This is a genomic window from Nocardioides korecus (assembly GCF_054778395.1).
The window spans coordinates 276,404-294,921 of sequence record NZ_BAAGZO010000001.1; the positions used below are offsets into that span (position 1 = coordinate 276,404).

17 protein-coding genes and 2 pseudogenes are annotated in these 18,518 nt (G+C 68.7%); 6 read left to right on the forward strand and 13 right to left on the reverse strand.

The window, feature by feature from the left end:
- Positions 1-181: 181 nt before the first annotated feature.
- A complete protein-coding gene (locus tag ACYVDA_RS01280; RefSeq protein WP_460814103.1) occupies positions 182-979 on the forward strand; it encodes a hypothetical protein in 798 nt (265 codons plus the stop codon).
- A gap of 69 nt (positions 980-1,048) precedes the next feature.
- Here the strand turns inward: ACYVDA_RS01280 and ACYVDA_RS01285 are convergent, their stop codons facing one another.
- Genes ACYVDA_RS01285 through ACYVDA_RS01315 form a run of 7 tightly spaced genes read right to left on the reverse strand, consistent with a single transcriptional unit; the run spans position 1,049 to position 6,149 of the window.
- Positions 1,049-2,077 carry a 1-acyl-sn-glycerol-3-phosphate acyltransferase gene (locus ACYVDA_RS01285; RefSeq protein ID WP_460814106.1) on the reverse strand — a complete coding sequence of 343 codons (1,029 nt, stop codon included), beginning with the start codon at positions 2,075-2,077 and terminating at the stop codon, positions 1,049-1,051.
- Positions 2,077-2,943, reverse strand: a complete 867-nt coding sequence (locus tag ACYVDA_RS01290; RefSeq protein WP_460814109.1) for a patatin-like phospholipase family protein — start codon at positions 2,941-2,943, stop codon at positions 2,077-2,079. The genes ACYVDA_RS01285 and ACYVDA_RS01290 overlap by 1 nt, the downstream gene beginning before the upstream one ends.
- A 5-nt stretch (positions 2,944-2,948) precedes the next feature.
- On the reverse strand, positions 2,949-3,386 hold the full coding sequence (locus ACYVDA_RS01295; RefSeq protein WP_460814112.1) for a DUF3817 domain-containing protein: 438 nt from the start codon (positions 3,384-3,386) through the stop codon (positions 2,949-2,951).
- Positions 3,383-4,210: an SURF1 family protein gene (locus ACYVDA_RS01300; RefSeq protein ID WP_460814114.1), complete on the reverse strand. Its 828-nt coding sequence runs from the start codon at positions 4,208-4,210 to the stop codon at positions 3,383-3,385. Before ACYVDA_RS01300 ends, ACYVDA_RS01295 begins: the two co-directional genes overlap by 4 nt.
- A 30-nt stretch (positions 4,211-4,240) precedes the next feature.
- Complete coding sequence (locus ACYVDA_RS01305; protein WP_460814116.1) at positions 4,241-4,723, reverse strand: GNAT family N-acetyltransferase; 483 nt, start codon at positions 4,721-4,723, stop codon at positions 4,241-4,243.
- Positions 4,720-5,214 carry a hypothetical protein gene (locus ACYVDA_RS01310; protein ID WP_460814118.1) on the reverse strand — a complete coding sequence of 165 codons (495 nt, stop codon included), beginning with the start codon at positions 5,212-5,214 and terminating at the stop codon, positions 4,720-4,722. Before ACYVDA_RS01310 ends, ACYVDA_RS01305 begins: the two co-directional genes overlap by 4 nt.
- A 2-nt stretch (positions 5,215-5,216) precedes the next feature.
- On the reverse strand, positions 5,217-6,149 hold the full coding sequence (locus ACYVDA_RS01315; RefSeq protein ID WP_460814120.1) for a hypothetical protein: 933 nt from the start codon (positions 6,147-6,149) through the stop codon (positions 5,217-5,219).
- A gap of 535 nt (positions 6,150-6,684) precedes the next feature.
- Here ACYVDA_RS01315 and ACYVDA_RS01320 point away from each other — a divergent pair.
- The 3 genes and pseudogenes from ACYVDA_RS01320 to ACYVDA_RS01330 all read left to right on the forward strand — a co-directional run.
- Entirely contained in the window at positions 6,685-7,860 is a 1,176-nt protein-coding gene (locus ACYVDA_RS01320; protein WP_460814123.1) for a tyrosine-type recombinase/integrase, read from the forward strand.
- A 399-nt stretch (positions 7,861-8,259) separates the two neighbouring features.
- Positions 8,260-8,319: pseudogene (locus tag ACYVDA_RS01325) on the forward strand (hypothetical protein); the annotation flags it as partial.
- Between the two features lie 109 nt (positions 8,320-8,428).
- Positions 8,429-8,497, forward strand: a pseudogene (locus ACYVDA_RS01330) (hypothetical protein); the annotation flags it as partial.
- Positions 8,498-8,580: 83 nt separating this feature from the next.
- Here the strand turns inward: ACYVDA_RS01330 and ACYVDA_RS01335 are convergent.
- Positions 8,581-9,273, reverse strand: a complete 693-nt coding sequence (locus ACYVDA_RS01335) for an ImmA/IrrE family metallo-endopeptidase (protein ID WP_460814125.1) — start codon at positions 9,271-9,273, stop codon at positions 8,581-8,583.
- 77 nt (positions 9,274-9,350) lie between these two features.
- Positions 9,351-10,655: a hypothetical protein gene (locus ACYVDA_RS01340; protein ID WP_460814127.1), complete on the reverse strand. Its 1,305-nt coding sequence runs from the start codon at positions 10,653-10,655 to the stop codon at positions 9,351-9,353.
- 334 nt (positions 10,656-10,989) lie between these two features.
- On the opposite strand from ACYVDA_RS01340, the gene ACYVDA_RS01345 reads away from it, so the two are divergent.
- Positions 10,990-11,178, forward strand: coding sequence for a hypothetical protein (locus tag ACYVDA_RS01345; protein WP_460814129.1), 189 nt, complete (start codon positions 10,990-10,992; stop codon positions 11,176-11,178).
- Positions 11,178-11,603, forward strand: a complete 426-nt coding sequence (locus ACYVDA_RS01350; protein WP_460814132.1) for a hypothetical protein — start codon at positions 11,178-11,180, stop codon at positions 11,601-11,603. Before ACYVDA_RS01345 ends, ACYVDA_RS01350 begins: the two co-directional genes overlap by 1 nt.
- Positions 11,604-12,071: 468 nt before the next feature.
- Here the strand turns inward: ACYVDA_RS01350 and ACYVDA_RS01355 are convergent, their stop codons facing one another.
- The 4 genes from ACYVDA_RS01355 to ACYVDA_RS01370 form a co-directional block, all read right to left on the reverse strand.
- Complete coding sequence (locus tag ACYVDA_RS01355) at positions 12,072-12,269, reverse strand: helix-turn-helix domain-containing protein (protein ID WP_460814134.1); 198 nt, start codon at positions 12,267-12,269, stop codon at positions 12,072-12,074.
- 337 nt (positions 12,270-12,606) lie between these two features.
- Positions 12,607-15,300: a MobF family relaxase gene (mobF, locus tag ACYVDA_RS01360; RefSeq protein WP_460814136.1), complete on the reverse strand. Its 2,694-nt coding sequence runs from the start codon at positions 15,298-15,300 to the stop codon at positions 12,607-12,609.
- A gap of 890 nt (positions 15,301-16,190) precedes the next feature.
- Positions 16,191-17,264: a DUF262 domain-containing protein gene (locus ACYVDA_RS01365; protein ID WP_460814138.1), complete on the reverse strand. Its 1,074-nt coding sequence runs from the start codon at positions 17,262-17,264 to the stop codon at positions 16,191-16,193.
- Positions 17,265-17,269: 5 nt separating this feature from the next.
- Entirely contained in the window at positions 17,270-18,058 is a 789-nt protein-coding gene (locus tag ACYVDA_RS01370) for an FRG domain-containing protein (protein ID WP_460814141.1), read from the reverse strand.
- Positions 18,059-18,518 lie beyond the last annotated feature (460 nt).

The window sequence follows — 18,518 nt, forward strand, 5'->3', positions numbered from 1 at the left end:
GGTCGGGACCGATCCTCCCACGCGCACCCAGCGCGCCCGGAGCCGTGCTCCCCGCGCCTGCTGCCGGCCGGGCGGACGGGGCCGTACCCCGCTCGCGGGTGCTGACACGGGTTTCATTCGCCGCCCGGGCCAGGCATGATCGACGCTCACGCCCACTGTGCACCGAGGAGTCTCGCTACCCATGTTTGCCAAGAGCCGCAAGGAGAAGTTCGTGGAGCAGGCGCAGGACCTGGCCCACGACCTGGGCGAGGCCATCGCCCCCCACGTCGAGAAGGCCCGTGACGAGATCGCCCCGCGGCTCTCCGACGCCCGCGACGCCGTGGCCCCGCGCCTGTCCGACGCGCGTGACGCCGTCGCCCCGCACGCGGCGACCGCCAAGGCCGTGGTGGCCCCGCGCCTCGCCGACGCCCGCGACGCCGTCGCCCCCCGCCTGTCCGACGCCCGCGACGCCGTCGCCCCGCACGCCGCGACCGCCCGGGACCGCATCGTCGACGCCGTCGGCCCGACCGTCTCCTCGGTCTACGGCTCGGCCCGCGAGTCGGCGGTCGAGGCCGCCGACGAGGCCAAGCGCCGCAGCAGCCTGGCCGCGGCCGCGCTCAAGGGCGAGCCCGTGGAGAAGAAGTCCGGCAAGAGGAAGTGGCTGTTCCTGGCCCTCCTCGCCGGCGGTGGCGCGTTCGCCGCCAAGAAGCTCACCGGTGGGTCGGACGCCGACAACTGGCAGGCCTCCTACACCCCGACCCCGTCGAGCAGCCCGGCCGCGCCCCCGGCGCCGGCGAGCCCCTCGGCCCCCGCTGCCGGTGGCGCCCACGTCGCCGACACCCAGGTCGACCTCGGCCGCATCGGCACCGACGACGCCGCCGGTGCCACCCCGGGTGAGGTCGCCGCGGACTCCACCGAGACGCCGCACCCCGTCACCACCCCCGACGAGCCGGCCCAGTCGGTCGACGTGTCGGACAAGAAGGACCCCGGCCAGGCCTGAGCCCCGGCTCCCTGACCGCCAGGACCCGCGCACCCTCGTGGTGCGCGGGTCCTGCCGCGCCCGGGCCTCTCAGCGTCGCCGGGGCAGGTCCACGGGCCGGTGGTCGGCGACCCAGGCGTCGACGCCCTGCCAGCGCTCGAAGAGCCAGTCGATGCGGTCCTCACGGCCGGCGGGGATCTCCTCGCGCGGGATCCGCCACCAGCCCATCTGGATCCGCTTGTCCATCGGCAGCGAGTGCCACACGTCGCGCACCGTGACGACGTGGTCCAGGCCGGTGTGGGCCACCAGGAGCACGTCGGCCTCGGGAGCGGCGTCCAGGGCCGCGAGCACCCCGCCGGGCCGCGGGGCGAGCACGTGCACCATCTGCTCGGCCCGGTCGGCCATCCGGGTCAGCCCGAGGCGCCGCAGCCGGGCGATCGAGCGCTCCCGCCGCTCGACGGTGAAGTTGCCGCCCTCGGGGAAGATCACGAACGCGTCGTCCTCGTCGAGGTCGCGGGCCAGCTCGCCGATCTCGGCCTCGAGGTCGCGCCCGGGCCCGGGGTGGCTGGAGATGAAGCGGCTGGGCAGCCGGCTGAGCAGCACGCCGAGCGCCGGGTCCCAGGCCAGGGTGTCCTTGAGCACCACCCGCGGCTCGCGGCGGTACCAGTGCATCAGGGCGTACATCAGGGTGAAGGAGTCGCCCGGCCCGGCGTGACGGCACAGCACCAGGAGCGGCTCGCCGGGGAACGCCTCGGGGCTGGGCCCCACCGTCTCGATCTTGAGCCGCAGCACCCGGCGGGCCTCGCGGAAGAACACCACCAGGTAGGACTGCACGATGTCGTAGTGGATCCGCTCGAAGAACGGTCGCCGCAGGAACAGCCCGAACCCGGACGCGATCCACAGCCCCAGCAGCTCCACGAGCGCGACGCTCTCCAGCGTCATGTGCACGACCAGGAGCCACAGCAGGCGCACCGGGCGCAGCCAGCCCGGCACGAACGGCGAGAGCAGCCCGGCCCCGACCAGCCACAGCGGCAGCGTCGACCACATCAGCACGGTCAGGCCCACCATCAGCGGCGCCACCACGACCCGCTGCAGGACGACGGCCACCCGGTGCGGCATCAGGTCCCGGCTCCCGGGGCGAGCGGGCTCGCCGGGACGTGCTCGCGCAGGTACGCCGCCCCCAGCTCGTACGCCGTCTCCATCCGCGCCGCGACCAGCGAGGCGTCGCGGTAGGCCATCGGGGAGTCGTCCTGCCCCGACCCGCCCGCGGGCAGGACGTGGGCCTCGACCCCGTCGGGCAGCTCGGCCAGCTCGCGCACGAACCGGTGCCGGCGCGCGATCTCGAAGGAGACCCGGGCGACCTCCCACGGGCGACGCGGCGGTGACAGCGGCCGGTCCAGGCGACCGACCTGGAGCACGAAGACCCGGGTCGCCCCGCGCGCGACGGCCCGGCCCAACGGCACCGAGTTCACGATGCCGCCGTCGAGGTAGTGCTCGTCGCCGACCCGCGCCGGCGGGAGCAGGCCCGGCACGGCGGCGCTGGCGAGCACCGCCGGCACCACCGGTCCGCTGGTGAACCAGGTCTCCGCCGAGCGCTCGATGCTGGCCGCGCAGCACTCGAAGGGCACGGCCAGGTCCTCGAAGGCGACCTCGCCGAACTCCTGGGTGAGCAGGGTCCGCAGCGGGCGGGAGGAGTGCAGGTGGGTGCCGGTGCGGACCGCCCGGCCGACCTGGCGCAGGGCCGAGTCGGCGTACACCGCGCCGCTGCCGCCGACCGTGCTCCACAGCTCACGCAGCCGGTCCACGACGGCGGGCGTGGGGTCGGCGGCGACGGCCAGGCCGTTGAGCGCCCCGACGGAGGTGCCGAGCACGAGGTCGGGCACGACGCCGTGCTCGACCAGTGCCCGGATCATCCCGACCTCGACGGCACCGAGCAGGCCGCCGCCCCCGAGGACGAAGGCGGTCCGCGGGGTGGTCGGGGCCACCGGGGTCAGACCGACGGGGCGGAGGACGCGGTCGCGGTCGCGGCCGTGCGGTGCTCGGCCCGGACCCGGTTGGTGGCCCGCTGCTCGGCCCAGAAGCTCAGGATCGGCACCGTCCCGCACAGCAGGGTGACCAGCGTGAAGCCCATCGGCCAGCGCGCACGACGCGAGAGCAGGAACGCCGTGACCAGGAAGATCATGTAGAGGTAGCCGTGGGCGATGCCGAGCACGGTGGTGATGAACTCACCGATCCGGTGCAGCTGGCCGCCGGCGGGGAAGAGCTCGGGGGTCGAGGAGAACACGCCCCACATCGGGCTGCCGTCGAAGTTGGCCAGCGGGACGCCGATCAGGATCAGCACGATCAGCAGGACGCCGACGATCGTGGCCATCACGCGGTAGCGCACCAGGGCGCCCGACAGGTGGGGGGGAAGGCCGGGTTCGTTCACGCGGACGACGGTACCCGCTCGGGCCCGGCCGCCCCGGGGGCCGGGTCGGGGTCCGCTTTGGGGTCCGGGCCCGCGCCGGGGTCGGTGCCCTGCTCCAGGTCCTCCAGGGTGTCGCGGCACCAGCGCAGCCAGATGTAGACCGCGAAGCCACCGAAGATCCACCACTGGAAGGCGTAGAGCAGGTTGCGCAGCGAGGTGGTGCTCGAGACCTCGGGGATCGACTCGGGGGTGACCGGCAGCAGACCGGCGTACGCCGTGGAGGAGGCGCCCGCGGCCGCCGCGGTGGCGCGCTGCCGGGCGACCACGAACCCGCTGTAGAGGTCGGCGTCGACGTGCTCGACCATGCTCGCGACCCGCATCTCGGGGATGACGTCGTCATGACCGTCGCCGTCGACAGCCCCGGTGCCCTCCGACGGCTGCAGCCAGCCGTCGACCGTCGTCGTGCCGCGCGGCGCCGGGGCCGCATGCCCGGAGGACCAGCCGCGCACCACGGGCATCGCGCTGCGCCCGACCAGCACCGGGGTCACCACCCAGTAGCCCCGGCGGCCGCGCAGGTCGCGGTCGGCGACGTAGACGGTGCCCTTCGGCATCCAGGAGCCGGTGAACGTGACGGGCTGGCCGAGGTACTGGCCCGGGAACGGGTCGTCACCACCCATCACCTTCGTCAGCGCGACCGCTGGCTTGCGGGTCAGGTCGAGCGCCTCGGAGTTGCGAGCGGCGGACCACACGTGCAGCTGCCACAGCCCGAGGAGGATCGCGGCGACGACCGCGAGCACCAGGAGGAGGTGGGCGCCCCAGTAGCGGGGCCGCAGCAGGACGAGCACGTCCTCCAGGGTACGAGCCCTCCCGCAGGGTCAGGACCGCGACCGCTCCCGGCGCATCCACACGTGCGGGATGCCGTCCTCGACGTACCTGCCGCCGTCGGGGCCGACCGGCTCGAACCCGAGGCTGCGGTAGAAGCCCTCCAGGTGTGCCTGCCCGCCCAGCTCGACCGCCTGCCCGGGCCAGTGGCGCTCGCAGGCGTGCAGCGCCTCGGTCATCAGCTCGCGGCCCCGGCCGCCCGCCCGGTGGCCCGGGGCTACCACGACCCGGCCGATCCGGGGCGCGGCGTGCCGGCCGTCGGGCGCCAACAGCCTGGCGTACGCCGCCAGCCGGTCCCCCTCGTGCGCGAGCAGGTGCCGCGTGCCCGGGGCGAGGTCGGCACCGTCGGGGTCGAGGTAGGCGCACTCCTGCTCGACCACGAAGACCGCCGCGCGCAGCGCCAGCACGGCGTACGTCGTGCGCGCGTCGAGGTCGTCCAGGGTCACGTCGATCCAGGTCAGGTCGTCCGGGCTCACCCGACGCCCCGGGGGAACCGGATGGCGTAGAGCAGCCACGGCGAGTGGCGGGTGCGCCGCTCCAGGTCCAGCCGGAAGGTCCCCTTGCCGGTCGGGACGATCACCTCGGCGGTGAAGTGGGGGTCGTCCGGTGCCTTGGCCGCCGCGTGGATCCTCCCCGTCTGGACGAGGGTGGGGAGGTTGCGGGGGTCGTCGTAGACGTAGCTGGCCTGCGCGGCCTCCGAGAGCATCGGCCTCAACGCCGCCCACCAGGCGTCGTGGGAGATCCCGCGGTGGTTGAAGGCGGCCCAGACCCGCTGACCGGCGCCGAGCGGGGTGTCCACCGGGGCGGAGGCCGGCTGGGACGAGGCGGACGCGGCGGAGGACGGGGTGGACCCGCCGGTGGTGGGCGTGGCGGTGGCCGACGGGGTCGCAGCGGCTGGTCGGGGGGACCCTCCGCAGCCCGTCAGCGCGACGGCCGCCACCGCGACGCCCACGAGAACCGCCGGCACCCTCACTGCTGGCCCCACGGTGCGGCCCAGCCGAGGTACTGCAGCCGCCACGGACCGTTCGTGAGGGCCGAGGCCGGTCCGACGCCGACGCGGCCGTTGGCGAAGACGTCGGTCGAGGCGACCTTGCCCTGGCCGAGGTAGGTGTCGACGTGGCCGGCCGGGTTGCCCGAGGCGTAGTACAGCCAGGCGCCCACCGGCGGGGCCACCCCGTCGGGTCCGGTGACGGGGTGGGCGACTCCCTGGGCCTGGAAGGTCTGCCAGGCGTCGAGCGCGGTGGCGTAGCCCGAGGACGCGCGCCCGTCGAGGATGGCCACGAAGGCCTGGCAGCGGTCGTGCCAGACGTTGCCGCCGTTCTTCGCCATGTCCTCGGCCCGGTTGACCAGGACGTCGGGCGGCAACGGGCCGACGTACCTCGTCCCCTGGGCGAAGAGCCCGCCCACCGAGGCGGCCGTGCAGTCGGCCACGGCCTGGGCGCGGGCGGCCAGGTTCTGCAGCCCGGCCGCGCCGGTGCCCGCGGTCAGGGCGTCGACGACCGACGTGGCCTTCGACCAGTAGGCGGCGTACGCCCCGGGGTTCAGGTTGTGCTGGGCCGCGTGGGCGGCGAGCGAGGGGGGCAGGTTGTCCCAGTTCTTGACCTGCTTGAGCTGGCCGTAGAACACCGACGCCGCCTTGGCCGGGTCCGAGCCCGCGGACTGCAGCTGCGGCTCGGCCCCCAGGGGGGTCACGGCACCGCCGCTCGAGCGGCCCAGGTCCGACTCCTCCAGCGAGGTCATCACGGCCAGCGTCTGACCGCGCTGCGGGACCTTGGCCTGGGCCGCCGCGTTGATGACCGCCACCGCGGTGCGCACCTGCTGCGTGGTCAGGCCCTGCACGGGAGCAGGCGCCGCGTGCAGCACGGTCGGGCTCGGGGTGCACGAGGACGGCTTCGGCCTCACGGCCGGCACCCCTGCGGCCTGCGCGGGCGCCGCACCGATCCCCGTCAGGGACGGCAGCAGGAGCGGGGCGAGCAGCAGGGCTGCTGACGAACGTTTCACGGCGGTCCCAGACGGCGAGGTGGACGTCCGCCCACCGGTCGGGCCCGTCCTCCCGGGCAGCGTAGCCCTCGCCCCACCAGCCCGTCCGCAGTTGTCGTCCGGCTGTCAGGCAGGTGTCAGGAACGCGGCCACGTCGGTGGGCCAGGGCCGCCGGACCCGTCGTCGGACGGGGCGTCGCGCCCGAGGCGAACGCTGGTGGAGCCTAGGGGACTCGAACCCCTAACCCCCTGCTTGCAAAGCAGACAAATCATCGCTCATATGTTCGATACTAAGCGTGAATTCGCAGGTCAGAGGTGGTCTATCATGGACACGATCTGACGTTCTTCCCCCCACCAGTCCCCCACCCCCTACTTCAGGAGTACGGGGTTCCGGTAGCAGGGGGTTGGCATGGGGTTAGGGGGAAGCTCCCCCACAAGCGGTGTGCGGAGGTTGCGGGATGGCACGACGACGGGGTTTCGGGGAGGTCGAGCGTCGCTCCTCCAGCAGCGGCGTCTCCTACCGAGCGAGGTACGCGATGCCCGATGGCACGCGCTACTCGCGCAGCTTCGGCACCAAGATGGACGCCGAGGCGTGGCTCGCCGCGGAGCGCTCCCTGGTCGATCGTGAGGAGTGGTCCCCGCCGGCGGCGCGCAGGATGGCGGCCGAGCGACGCGAGCGGGACGCCGTGCGCAACACCGTCGGCGCGTTCGCGAGGCGCTACCTGGTCGAGCGCGACCTCCGCCCCACGACGGTGCGCGGCTATCAGACCCTTCTCGACTCCCGGATCCTTCCCTACTTCGGCGAGACGCCGCTGCGGGACGTCACCCTCTCGGAGGTCAAGAGGTGGCGGGCCTCCCTGGACCCCGAGACCGTGTCCTCGAACGCCGCCGCCTACCGGCTGCTGCGCTCCGTCCTCCAAGCCGCCGAGGAGGAGGAGCTGATCGACCGCGCGCCACCGAAGATCCGTGGAGCAGGCACAGCGCAGGTGACGCATGTCGCCGTGCCGGCCACGCTCGACGAGATCGCCGTCATCGTCGACGCCATGCCCGAGCACCTGAAGTTGTTCATCGTCCTCGCGGCGTTCGTCGGTCTCCGCGAAGGTGAGCTGCTCGAACTGCGCCGGGCCGACATCGACGGCATCACGGGCCGCATCAGCGTGACCCGCAAGGTGGACAAGGAGGCCGACAGGTCGATCCGAGGGGCCTGCCCGGAGTGCGGCCGTCCGATCAGCTCCCCCAAGACCAGGAGTGGCGTCCGGACCGTCCACGTCCCCCCGCCGTTCCTGCCGATGCTGCGGCAGCACCTACTCGAGCACACCGCCGAGGGATCGAACGGCCTGCTCTTCCCGGGCGACCGCACCGACCACATGAGCGTCCGCTACGTGATGGATCGCTACCGCCCGGCCCGCGAGAAAGCCGGTCGCCCGGAGCTGACCATCCACCACTTGCGCCACACCGCGCTCACCCTCGCCGGCCAGCACGGGGCAACGGCTGCCGAGCTCCAGGCCCGCGCCGGACACGCATCGCAGGCCGCGATGGCGATCTACCAGCACGCCACGCTCGACCGGGACCAAGCGCTCGCGGAGAGGATCGGCGCAACGTACGACGCCTGGAACGAGAACCGCAGATCATGATCCGTTTCCTCGGCCATCTCGAGAGTGTGAACCACAGTTTGACAGCGACGAACGTCCTCACGACGGACGTCTACGAAACATCGCCGCGAAACTCAAGCGGAAGGATCCACGCGCAGCTGCGCGGATCCAGATGCGGGTCGACCGACTCGTCGCCGAGAACCCCGGCGATGCAGAGGCGATCGGCCGCGGGCTCTCGGAGCTACGGATCCATCCTGGCCCGGGCTACCGGGTCTACTACAGGCAATAGGGCGACATGCTGTTGATCGACGCTCTGCGGCGACAAGTCCACCCAGGCTACGGACATCGAAGGTCCACGAGATCGCGAAGGAGTGGGAGAACGATGGCAAGACTGAGTTCAAGCCCTACGACTCGGCGGACTACCTGAATTCGCCTGAGGACATCGGCTACTACCTTGGAGCCGTCCTGGAGGAGGCGGGCGATGACCCCGCGTTCGTTGCTCAGGCACTCGGCAACATCGCCCGCTTGCAGAACTTCAGCGAGCTTGCCCGCAAGGTCGGGATGAGCCCGCGAAGGTCTCTACAAGGCGCTCTCGACCGATGGCAACCCCAGTTTCGCGACGATCATGAAGGTCGCCAAGGCGCTCGGTCGCAAGATCGAGTTCCACGCGGTCGTCTAGCCGCACGATGGTGCGGTCGTCCGTGTCGGGGTCCTCTTCAAGTACCGGGCCTGCCCGCATCCCGACGCCCAGGTCAACGCTACCTAACGCCCACGACCCGTGCCCGTCTCGGTTGAACCGATGGCCCACATTGTGCGAGCCTGCCGCCGCCACGTCCAGGAATAGTGGGGGGATAGGTGCTGCGTCACCTCGGCGGGAAGGCTGCGGGCAGCTGACGCAAGAGGTTCATTTAAGACGTCCATCTCGCACCTGGGCGGCACCGAGGAAACCCCGCGAGTCCGAGGGACCGACCGGGCATCGCGCCCGTAGCTGCGCACCAGCCGCCAATGCCCGTCCGCCTGAAGATAGAAGAGCCGCCCGGCCAGGGGCGTACGTAGTTGAAGGGCGCGTATCAGGACGGCTGTAAGGCTGGTGTCTGCCGCGTCAGCAATTTCGCGGAACTCATCAACTGATGGGCTCGCCATGTCCGCGATCCGTTGAGTCATCCATGCTCGGGGAAGCAGAATCTCGGCGGCGATCTTGTTGCAGAGCGTTTCCAACGCGGCTGGATCCGTCGGTAGGTAGTTCGGCGCTTTGCTCAAGTCGCGCCAATCGTCGACGAGGCAGTGCCCGACCTCATGAGCCAGCGTGAACATGCGTGCCTGCTCCGACTGGCCGTCCTGGGCAAGCTCGATCCGGCGCGCGCCGTGGCTGTAGACGGTTCGGCCGCAGACGAACCCGGGCAGATCTGCGAACCAGACCTCTATGTCAAGGACGTCGAGAACAGATTCGAGCATCTTCGGGCGTTGCGGGGCCGAGGCACCCAAGGTGAACGTGATGACTCGGTTCTCTAGTCCCCATGGAACTTGGCGACTCACTTGCGCCGAACTCGTCCCAGTAGTTGGTCGAGGTAGGTGGGAGTCACCCGCCGCCTCAGGGCACCGGCAACTCCCTGGCTCTCAAGGGAGTACTCGCGGAGCATCGCAACCAACTCGCTCGATGACAGCCGCCGGTTTTCGCAGAAGTACTGAAGATCGTCGAAATGGAGACCACTGGTGAGGGCGGGGTCGTCTCCATCGCTGTGTTCGCGAGGGAACAGGTCGTTGAGGAGGTCGTCAACAAAATCGGGGAAGTGGCCCCTAAGGGCTAGCAACTCGGTGAGCGTGAGTGTCAACGCGTCGTCGCCTGAGGTCGAGACGGCACGTGCACGTGCCATCAGCCCTGGAGGAACGTCTTCCCGAACGCGTCTAGTACGGACAAAGAGCCGATGCAAAGACTGACCGATCTTGTCGTGCAGCAGCCTCTGGCTGTGCCTAGTTGCCGTTAGGTCACCCAGGGACTGGACACGCTCAACGATGTCGCTCGCGACTCCCTCGATGGTGTCGAACGGCAGGTATCGAGTTGTCGGGACGTCGTTGGACAGCACCCTGCTCAGGTCCTCTGGCCTGGTGGTGTACACGAGAGTCGGGATGTTCACGCTCTCGGCCCATGCGACACACTTTGAGGCTCCCCAGGAGTCATGCTCGGCCGCCACGACAACGACGACGGTCGCGCCAACCACGAGCCGCCGTTCGTCGAGAGCCCGCTCGTGCCTGTCTCCAACAATCTCGTCGTCAGGGTGCAGATCGCGGCCCGGAACGACGATGCGGTAGGCGTTCGCGACCGGGCTGTCGTCGAGACGGTCAGCCACTGCGAGCAGACGCTGCTGGGGGCCGTCCCCATCGAGTTGCGAGATCGGGGTGAGGAGAGCCAGTACTGGCCGCGGCGCAGCGCGGATGACGATCCGCTCGAGCAGGCTCTTGAGGTCACGTCGCGTGATGGGCTCGCGGAGTAGCAGACGCCGGAGTTCAGGCACGCCTCCGAGGTCAAGTCGCCGGCCCCTAACGGACAGGAGGTCGGCACACACAAAGAGCGCTGCCTGGATAGCCAAACAGCGAGTCAAGTCCTCGTCGCCCTCGATCGTAACCACGCGACTACGACTGACCTGGATGAGGACCCGAGCGGCGACCGTAGCAGGCGGTGTCGTCCGTCGCAGCGCGACTAGATCGCGAGCGAGATTGCCTAGGGCTACGTGATCGAGATCGTACCGACGCCCGCCGATCCGTAGCGCACAGGCGCCCACCGAGTAGGACCACGCTCTCCAGAGCGATTCACGCATTGCATTCTCGCGGTCGTCCATCTGACCTCCCACTCACCGCAGCCACTATCCCTCTACGATGTACATGAGGTCAACAGTTCATCCCCACAGGAGACCTCTGATATACACTCATGACCCACCAACAAGATCAGGACCCCGAGGGAAACCGCAACGGGTCACGGCGCGACTTGCGTCGGACCAGCGGGCGCTCCGTGGCGCGACCTTGCCATCCACTTCGGGTCGAGGTGGACGAACAGCGAGACTCGAGCACGAGGCGTCATCACCTTCGGCCGCGGACCTCACCCCAGGCCGACATTTTCTCGACACCACATATCGCCATCACGAGTAGAGGCAGAACACCATGACAAGGCTCAGCGTGAACATCAATGACGAAACTTCGGCGCTACTCAGGGAGTTGGCTGAGACGCAGGGCACCACTGTTACTGAGATCGTTCGACGAGCTACCGGCGTCTACAAGTACTTCCACGACCGTGACGCTGAGGGCAAAGAGATCCAGGTCGTTGATGCGGCCAACGACAAGGTGACGGACGTCAAGATCCTCTGATGGCCGCCTCATCGTCCTCGTCGCGGCTGGAGGGGCCCGACGAGAGCGGCCTTGTTGGTAGCCCGCCCACCGAGCCGTCAGGCGTAAGCCCCCACGAGAAGATGAACGTGCCGCTGCCTGGGGACGGGGGGCAGGCCCAACCGCAACTGCCCGCCCCAGGCGACTTGAACGACATCTCCGAGGACGCCAGGCCCGGTGATGCCGCCCCATTGGTCGCGTCGCCCAGAACCCCAGACGACGACGACCGGCGCTACATCGCGTGGATTATGCTGGCAATACTCGGCATCGCAGTCGCCGTTGGCCTGATCAATTGGTGTGTGCGCGGACTTTCGGCCGACCAGATGCAGGGATTTCAGATGATCTTCACCCCGCTGGTCACCCTGGTCGCATCGGTTCTCGGGTTCTACTTCTCGCGCAAGAAGTAGCTCGACGGCGAAGCGACCGGCGGCGCCCACGCCCTCGACGCTGGAGTGCCACTCCGGGACGCCTAGAGCCTCGCTCGGCATACCGACCCACGTACCACCGAGCACTACGACCGAGTTCGCGGCAACTCTCGCCGTGGCCAGGTGCACGGGCATGACCTCCGATGCTCTAGCAACCTGGGTCTTTTCGCCGCACGGTACGCGTGGTCGAAGACGCGGCGGAGGTGCGCGTTGTGGTACCCACCGCGCACCTAGGCGGCGAACCCCTCGTGCCGCCAAGTCCGCCGCAGTCCTCGGGCGGACGCGCGACCTGTCCGACGGTGCAGCGCCCCGTCGAGAGCGCCTCCTCGAGAAGCGTCTTTGATCTCCTCGGGGCTGGCCCCGGCCATCAGCTGCTTCACCAGATGCTGGACGTCGGTCGGTTCGGCCACGCCGGACACTCACTGACCGTCGACGCGACGTTCTCCAGCATCACCACCGCGCCGACGGGATCTGCCGCGGGGCTGCCTCCAGGTCCTCCAACCTGATCCGGATGGCCCGCTTGCCACAGCGGTACGCCGGGAGGGTCCCGGCTGCGATCCAGCGCCGAATGGTCTTGACCGAGACCGACATGGCCTCGGCCGCGTCCTCCAGGCTGAGGTAGACGGGGACGGCGCGTCGCTCAGCCATTGGAGCGCACCTCCACTCGCGTGACCCTGGCCGCGGCGAGGAATCGGCGTGCCTCGGCGACGTGATGTACAGCCGCCCGCAGCCGTCGAACCGGGCCCAACGGGGCCCGACGCCGCGCCGTCGCCAGTCGCGCACGGTGCGTTGGGGCGTGCGGATCAGCTCGCAGAACTCCTCGAAGGTGAGCAGGCCGGTGTCGGACCATTCGTGGGGGATCTGGATGGGGCTCATGCTGTGGCCTTCCCTGTCGCCGCGGCGGGTGTTCCTGCCCTCTATAGGTCACCTCCGGCCGACGACGCGGCCACCTTCGGCACAGCTCGCTAACCGTCGTCAGGATCCGTCAGCGCGAGATGCCGCGGCCAGGACGCCGAGCTGGGCCCGGGGCACGGTCGTGTTCAGGGCGTCGGGCGCCCCCGTTGGCGCGGGCCGGGATTGGGTGGACCGCCCGCGGGCCGTAGCGGTCGACCATCTCGGCCGCGGTTCGTGCCGCGTGCTGAGGGCCGAGGTCGGCCCGGTCGCGGGTGAACACCTCGATCCACTGGGAGCGGGCTTCTTCGGTGGTGCTGGCGACCAGGTGGGCGGTGTTCTGGGCGCGGCCCCGGGTCATGCCGACGTACGCCGCGGCGGCGCCGGTGGTGTCACCGATCAGGAGGTGGGCGCGATTGACGGTCTCACCCTGGGCACCGTGGACGGTTGTGGCGTAAGCGAGCTCGACGTGCTCGTGGACATAGCGCGGTGGGAGGGAGCGTTCGCCGGCTAGGCCACGAACCCGGACACTGCCGTCGTCCTCGATGCCCACCACGGTCCAGCGGTCGCGGTTGGCTACCCCCAGGTCGCGGTCGTTCAGCCGGGTGCTGACCTGGTCGCCTGGGCCGATGCATTCACCGAGTGCGGTGGTGAGCGTCTGGGTGGCTGGAGTCGTGACCGTGGTGAGCCGTTGGTCGCGGACGGCGGCGTTCAGTGTCCGGACCTGCTCTCGGGTGTCTGCGATGACCCGGTCCCCGCCCTCGGTGGTGAGGAGTGTGGTGAGGGTGTCGAGCCGCTCGACCTCGGTGGGGTGGACGGTGATCTGGCCGGCTGCCAGGAGGGCGTCGAAGACCTCGCCAGCGCGTTCGCCGGTGCGCATGAGCAGTGTCAGCTCGGCGTACTCGGGGTCGGTGAAGCGGTGCACCGTGTCGAGGGTGAAGTGGGCTTTGGATGGTGCCCAGCGGATGGCATGGTCGAGCACCCCGCCGCGACCGACTGCGGCGAGCTGGTGTCTGTCCCCTAGGAACGCGAGCCGGACGCGGTTCTCATCGGCGATGGTGAGCAGGGCGAGGGCGGTGTCCTGGTCGAGCATGCCGGCCTCGTCGACGACGAGAAGGTCACCGGGTCTCAGCCGCGCTTGAGCTGTCGGTTGTGCCGGGACTCGGGACCACCGGCCGTCGTCGTCCCAGCGGAATCCGTGCTGATGGATTAGCCACGCCGCGGAGGAGGCGTCCACGCCGACCTGCTCCTCCACGACCCCGGCAGCTCTCAGGGTGGGGGTAACGACCACCAGTCGCCACTCGTGCAGGGCCACGAGGTCCCGCACGGCCGTCAGCATCGTGGTCTTTCCTGATCCGGCTGCGCCCTCGATCACCATCAACGGCGCGCCCACTGACGCAGCCACCACCTGGCGCTGACCCTGATCCAGCTCGTGCCCGTCGAGCACACTGCCAAGCGGCACGCTCACGACCGGTTGGTCTGCGCGTGCGGAGAGGCGTCTGTGGAGCTCCGTCTCGACATCGAGCACACGGTCTGAGGTGAGGGCCCGAACGTGCTCTGGCACGGCATCGCTGGTGAGCAGGTGCGCGCACCGCTCCGTCGTCCGGCTGGTCAGGTCCTCGGCCAGCTCCTGTCGCACGGACGTGGCTGCCACGATGTCGGCCGAGGCGAGGGTCCGTTCGACCTCGCCACGGATGTCGGCGACGTTCCAGCTCGATCGGCGCGCTCCGAGCCGGGCCAGCACAATCCGAGCGACAGCGTCCCGGTCGATCCTTCCGATCGGTGTGCCGAGTCGCGGTACCGGGTGGGCGAGGCTCGGAGGTGCTGCGAACCCGAGCTCGTGGAGCTCTTCGATCCATCGCTCTCGTAGCTCTGACCCACTTCGTGGGCTCACCTTGTCGGGACGCGCATGCGCCCAGGCGCGCCGATCCCAGGTCCGTCGCAGCCTGGCGTCGGGCTCCCGACCGGGGTTCTCGCTACGCCACCGAGCCTCGTAGCTGTCGATGTTGCGGGTGATCTGCGAAGCGCGCGCGCTGAACGCCCCGACGTACTTCGTGAGCTGAGTGATCTCGCCGGTGGTGGTGTCGAGGGTGTAGCCGTGTGCGGCGAGCACCGCTCGGAATTCGGGGTCGCACATGACGGCTGCGTGCCCGATGCCGTTGATGGCCTCGATGGAGTCCACGACGCCGACGGAGTGCAGCCCTCGCCAGCCACCTGCCGCGAGGACACGGGCGTTGATCTGCAGGTGGAGGTGGCGGTGCGGGTCACCGGCCCGGCTGGTGTAGTGCCGAACCACCGCGGCTTCCACCTGCTCGACCGGGACCTGGACCTGTCGCCCACGGGGCCCGACCCGTGTGGTGGCGTGCTCGGCGAGCCACTCGATGACCTCGGCAGCTGCCCTGTCCTGGGCCCGGTCGAAGGCAGCAGCGATCTCAGGCTCCAGGGCCGCGACCAGCGACCACGTTTTCGGTCCGTTGACGACGACCTCGACGAACCGCAGACCCTGGGTATCCTGGCGCAGCCGACCCTTCGCCTGCCCGGTCTCGACGTCGTACCCGGCGACCCACCGCTCGTAGGCCGGCCCGTCCAGCGCCCCCGCAGCTCGTACCCCACCTCTCTCACCGTGCCCCGCCGGCGTACCCCCCTCAGGGGTGGGGGTCGCGATGTACCGCTCGGCCAGGCCGGTGCCCTCGGCGAGGTAGTAGTCATCGACCCGGGACCGGTCGGCCTCGACGTAGGTGCGCGCGGCGGCGGCCGCGCCGCGGTAGAACTTCACCCCACCATGCACGCCTCGTCACCGCCCGTCAGCCGTCGTCAACTAGCCTTGAAACGACTCACGGCCCGCCCCGAGGGGCGAGCCGATCTACGGACCTTCGTAGCATGCGTGCCGCTCGATTCAAAGGCGTTCGTCGGGCCACCTGCACGTCGGTCCTAGGACTCCGTGCTTGTCGTCACCGAGTGAAGGGTGACTCCAACAACCGGTCCGAGAACTTGGGTCAGGAGCACCACTCCGTGTTGGCGACCGGCTCCGGCTGCTGATTCGCTCACTTGAGCGCGGGATCCCGGCTCGGCCAATGCCAGCAAGATCGGAGAAGGGGATGTGTCTTCGTGGTGACCACCCTGACCCGACGCACGACTAGGGTTTCGACAATCAAGCTCAACCTGATGCCATCAAGCAGCGGGTCGCTTCCCTGGGCGGGGGGGCACCGCGACCTCATCTTCGAACAGCGCCTGGCCTATGGCCGATCGCGGGGCAACATCGCGCGACTAGCAACGGGTCGCTCAACGTTGTTCGCGATCCACCGACCGAGGCGGCACAGACGAATGTCGTGTACCTCGAGGAGGCGGCTGGGTGATCGGCTCGCGGTGGTCGTCGACCTACGACGGTGACGCGGCCTGTGACACCGCCCGTCCTTCATCATCGTCGCCGGCTACTCGGCGCGCTCACGTATACGAAGGCTAGCGGGACCGGATAACGCAATCGCTCGTCGACCAGCGCTAGGCCTTCTTCTCCCTGGCCTGGTACCTCGAATGCTCCGTCGTTGCTGGGACTGAAGCTGGCGTCAGGGCGACGGAGCGGGCGACAGACTGCACAGCCTCAACTCGTCGACTGCATCGCACCGCCTCACGCCAACTGCCCATCGTCCAGGTCCCCTGCATTTGAGGGCGCCCCTAGTGTCAGTGTCGTTCAGGAAGCGGCGGCTGCCCGAGCCGAGAGAGCAGAACGTTGCACCGAAACTCGACTGCCACTGCGTCGTTCGGACTCTGCGCCAATCTGCCGAACTCGAGTAGATCGTAGTCGGCCGTAGCTTCATCATCCTGCGCGATTTGCTTGTTCTGCTCGCGGTCGGACTCAAACTGCACGAAGAAGGCCCGGTCGACGGAATCTATGAACTTCTCGGCAAGCGCCTGCCGCACGAACAGGTAGTAGACCGACGACATGCCTGCGGCGCGCAAGAGGGAGTCCCCCTTCTCGAATAGCTCGTGCATCTTCGTAAGGACTAAAGACACTTGAGCCTGCAGTCGCCCGAAGTCATCCAGCTGGCCTGCCTCCGAAGCGAACCGATCCAAATACGGCTTCTTCGTCGACGCGACACCTTGCCGGTGCTCGAAGTATAAAAACTTGGTAGCAATTTCCTGATACCGGAAACGGCGGTTCGGAAAAGGCAAATTGTGACTAAAGTACGACTCGGTGCTGAGGGCACGAGCCACGGCCGGAAGCGGGCCACCGAAAGCGTTGCGCTTTTCGGCTGCATTCAAAGGGCTGGCCTCGTTGAGTCGGAGGAACATGTCCTCAATGACCTCCTCGTCCGAGGTCTCAATAGTGACGACGTCAAGTCGAAAGTCGAGCACCCTCTCGGCGAGGTCGGGAAAATCTTGCAAGAGCCTTCGAAATGTCAATCCATCTAGTTCCCTGTTCGTTAAATCCTGCAGCTCGGGCACTTGAGATTGCGCTGAACCGAGAGTGAACTTGTTGTCTAAGAACGCCCAGATGGCCTCGAGCCGCTGCTTACCGTCGATAACGGCATACCGGAAGGCGCGGTCGCCCACCACAACGCGAGGGACGAACGACCGGAAGTAAAGCTTCGGGATGTCGAAGCCGTTGAGGATGCTGTCGATAAGGAGCTGACGCCGCGCGCGGTCCCAGATATCGCTGTCACGCTGATAATCGGGGTCGAGTTGAATCTCGTCCCGCATCTGCCACAGTCCGCGAATCGTTCCCGTCTCGTCGTCGAGACGCTCGGTAAACAATCGCGTCATGATAGGCGGCTTCCGACTCGTCGCCCAAGATGCTCGAGGTCTGGAAAGATCGATGCGGCTGTGACGCCAAGCCGATTCATATGACGACGCATCTCTTCCTTTGCGTCCTTCTTGATGACGTACTTGAACAACGCCCCCTGGGCCAACGCGGCAAGGTCATCTAGTGCCTCGGGGCGGCCAGGGTGGGAGACGGTAAATACTCCGGCTTGGGCGCTGATGCGATCAAATCGTCTCGTCGCGGCCGCCGCAAGAGGTAAAAGTTCCCGATCGCTTGGGTTCTCGATGTTGTTCAGGGTGTACAGGTCGAGGTCGGTGGATCGCCCACACATTGGAACGCTCCAAGCGTTGACTTTCTTGATGTGACTGAGCGCGTTGAGTTCTTGTGGCTTTAGCGCCCACACGGCAGCGTCGTCCTCGGGGTCGAGTACTTCTGTGTCGTCCAGCGCGAAGTACATTCCGACTAATGGCGATTCGGACCAGTCCATAAGCCTGGTCGGTACGTGATAATGCTGCTGCAGGAACAGCCAGTCCCACTCCCCGATCTCACCACCAGTCATCTGCACCCGGTTGAGTTGGGGGTAAGCATCGCGCTCAAACTCGTTGCGTAGCGATCGCTCCTCATCGAGGCCCTTCTTGCGGATCAGCGATGGTTCCAACTTCCACGGCGATCTAGCTTGACCGCGGAACCAAATAGGCTGCTCGTCGGAGAAGCGCGCCAGCGAGTCGCTAATGAAGTCGGTGACGCTAAAGATCTCGATCGTCTCCACGTCATTGTCTTGGCTCACGGTCGAAGGGTATCGGAGGTCAGGCGGCTGCTACGTACTCGCGCGAAGTAGGCCGGTGCGTGGCGGCCTCCCTCCGGGCGGTCACAGCCACCGCGAGGGGATATGCCGTGTGTCGGCCTCGAGTCCGACGCGGATATCGATGCCGGGACGTCCGCACCGGGGACGGCCGTCGGCAAACCACCCCGGGTCGTGCGCGGGTGGACAGCAAGTCATGGTGGCAGCCCCTTCGAGGCTGACATAAGCAGGAAGCGCGATCTTGAGCCCTGCGAGCCCTCCCGTGCTGGCCTATCGTCTGGCGGCGTCGGCGGTACCCGTGGTCGACCGGGAGGAGCGTCGTGGCTCGGCAATTGCGATGGGAAGCCAGCCGCGACCGTCCAGCTGCAGTTCGAACGACGAAGGCGGCGCGCAAACGGCCCTCGAGGCCCTCAACGAGCGCTAGTCGCTGGCGGTCTGCAGCGGA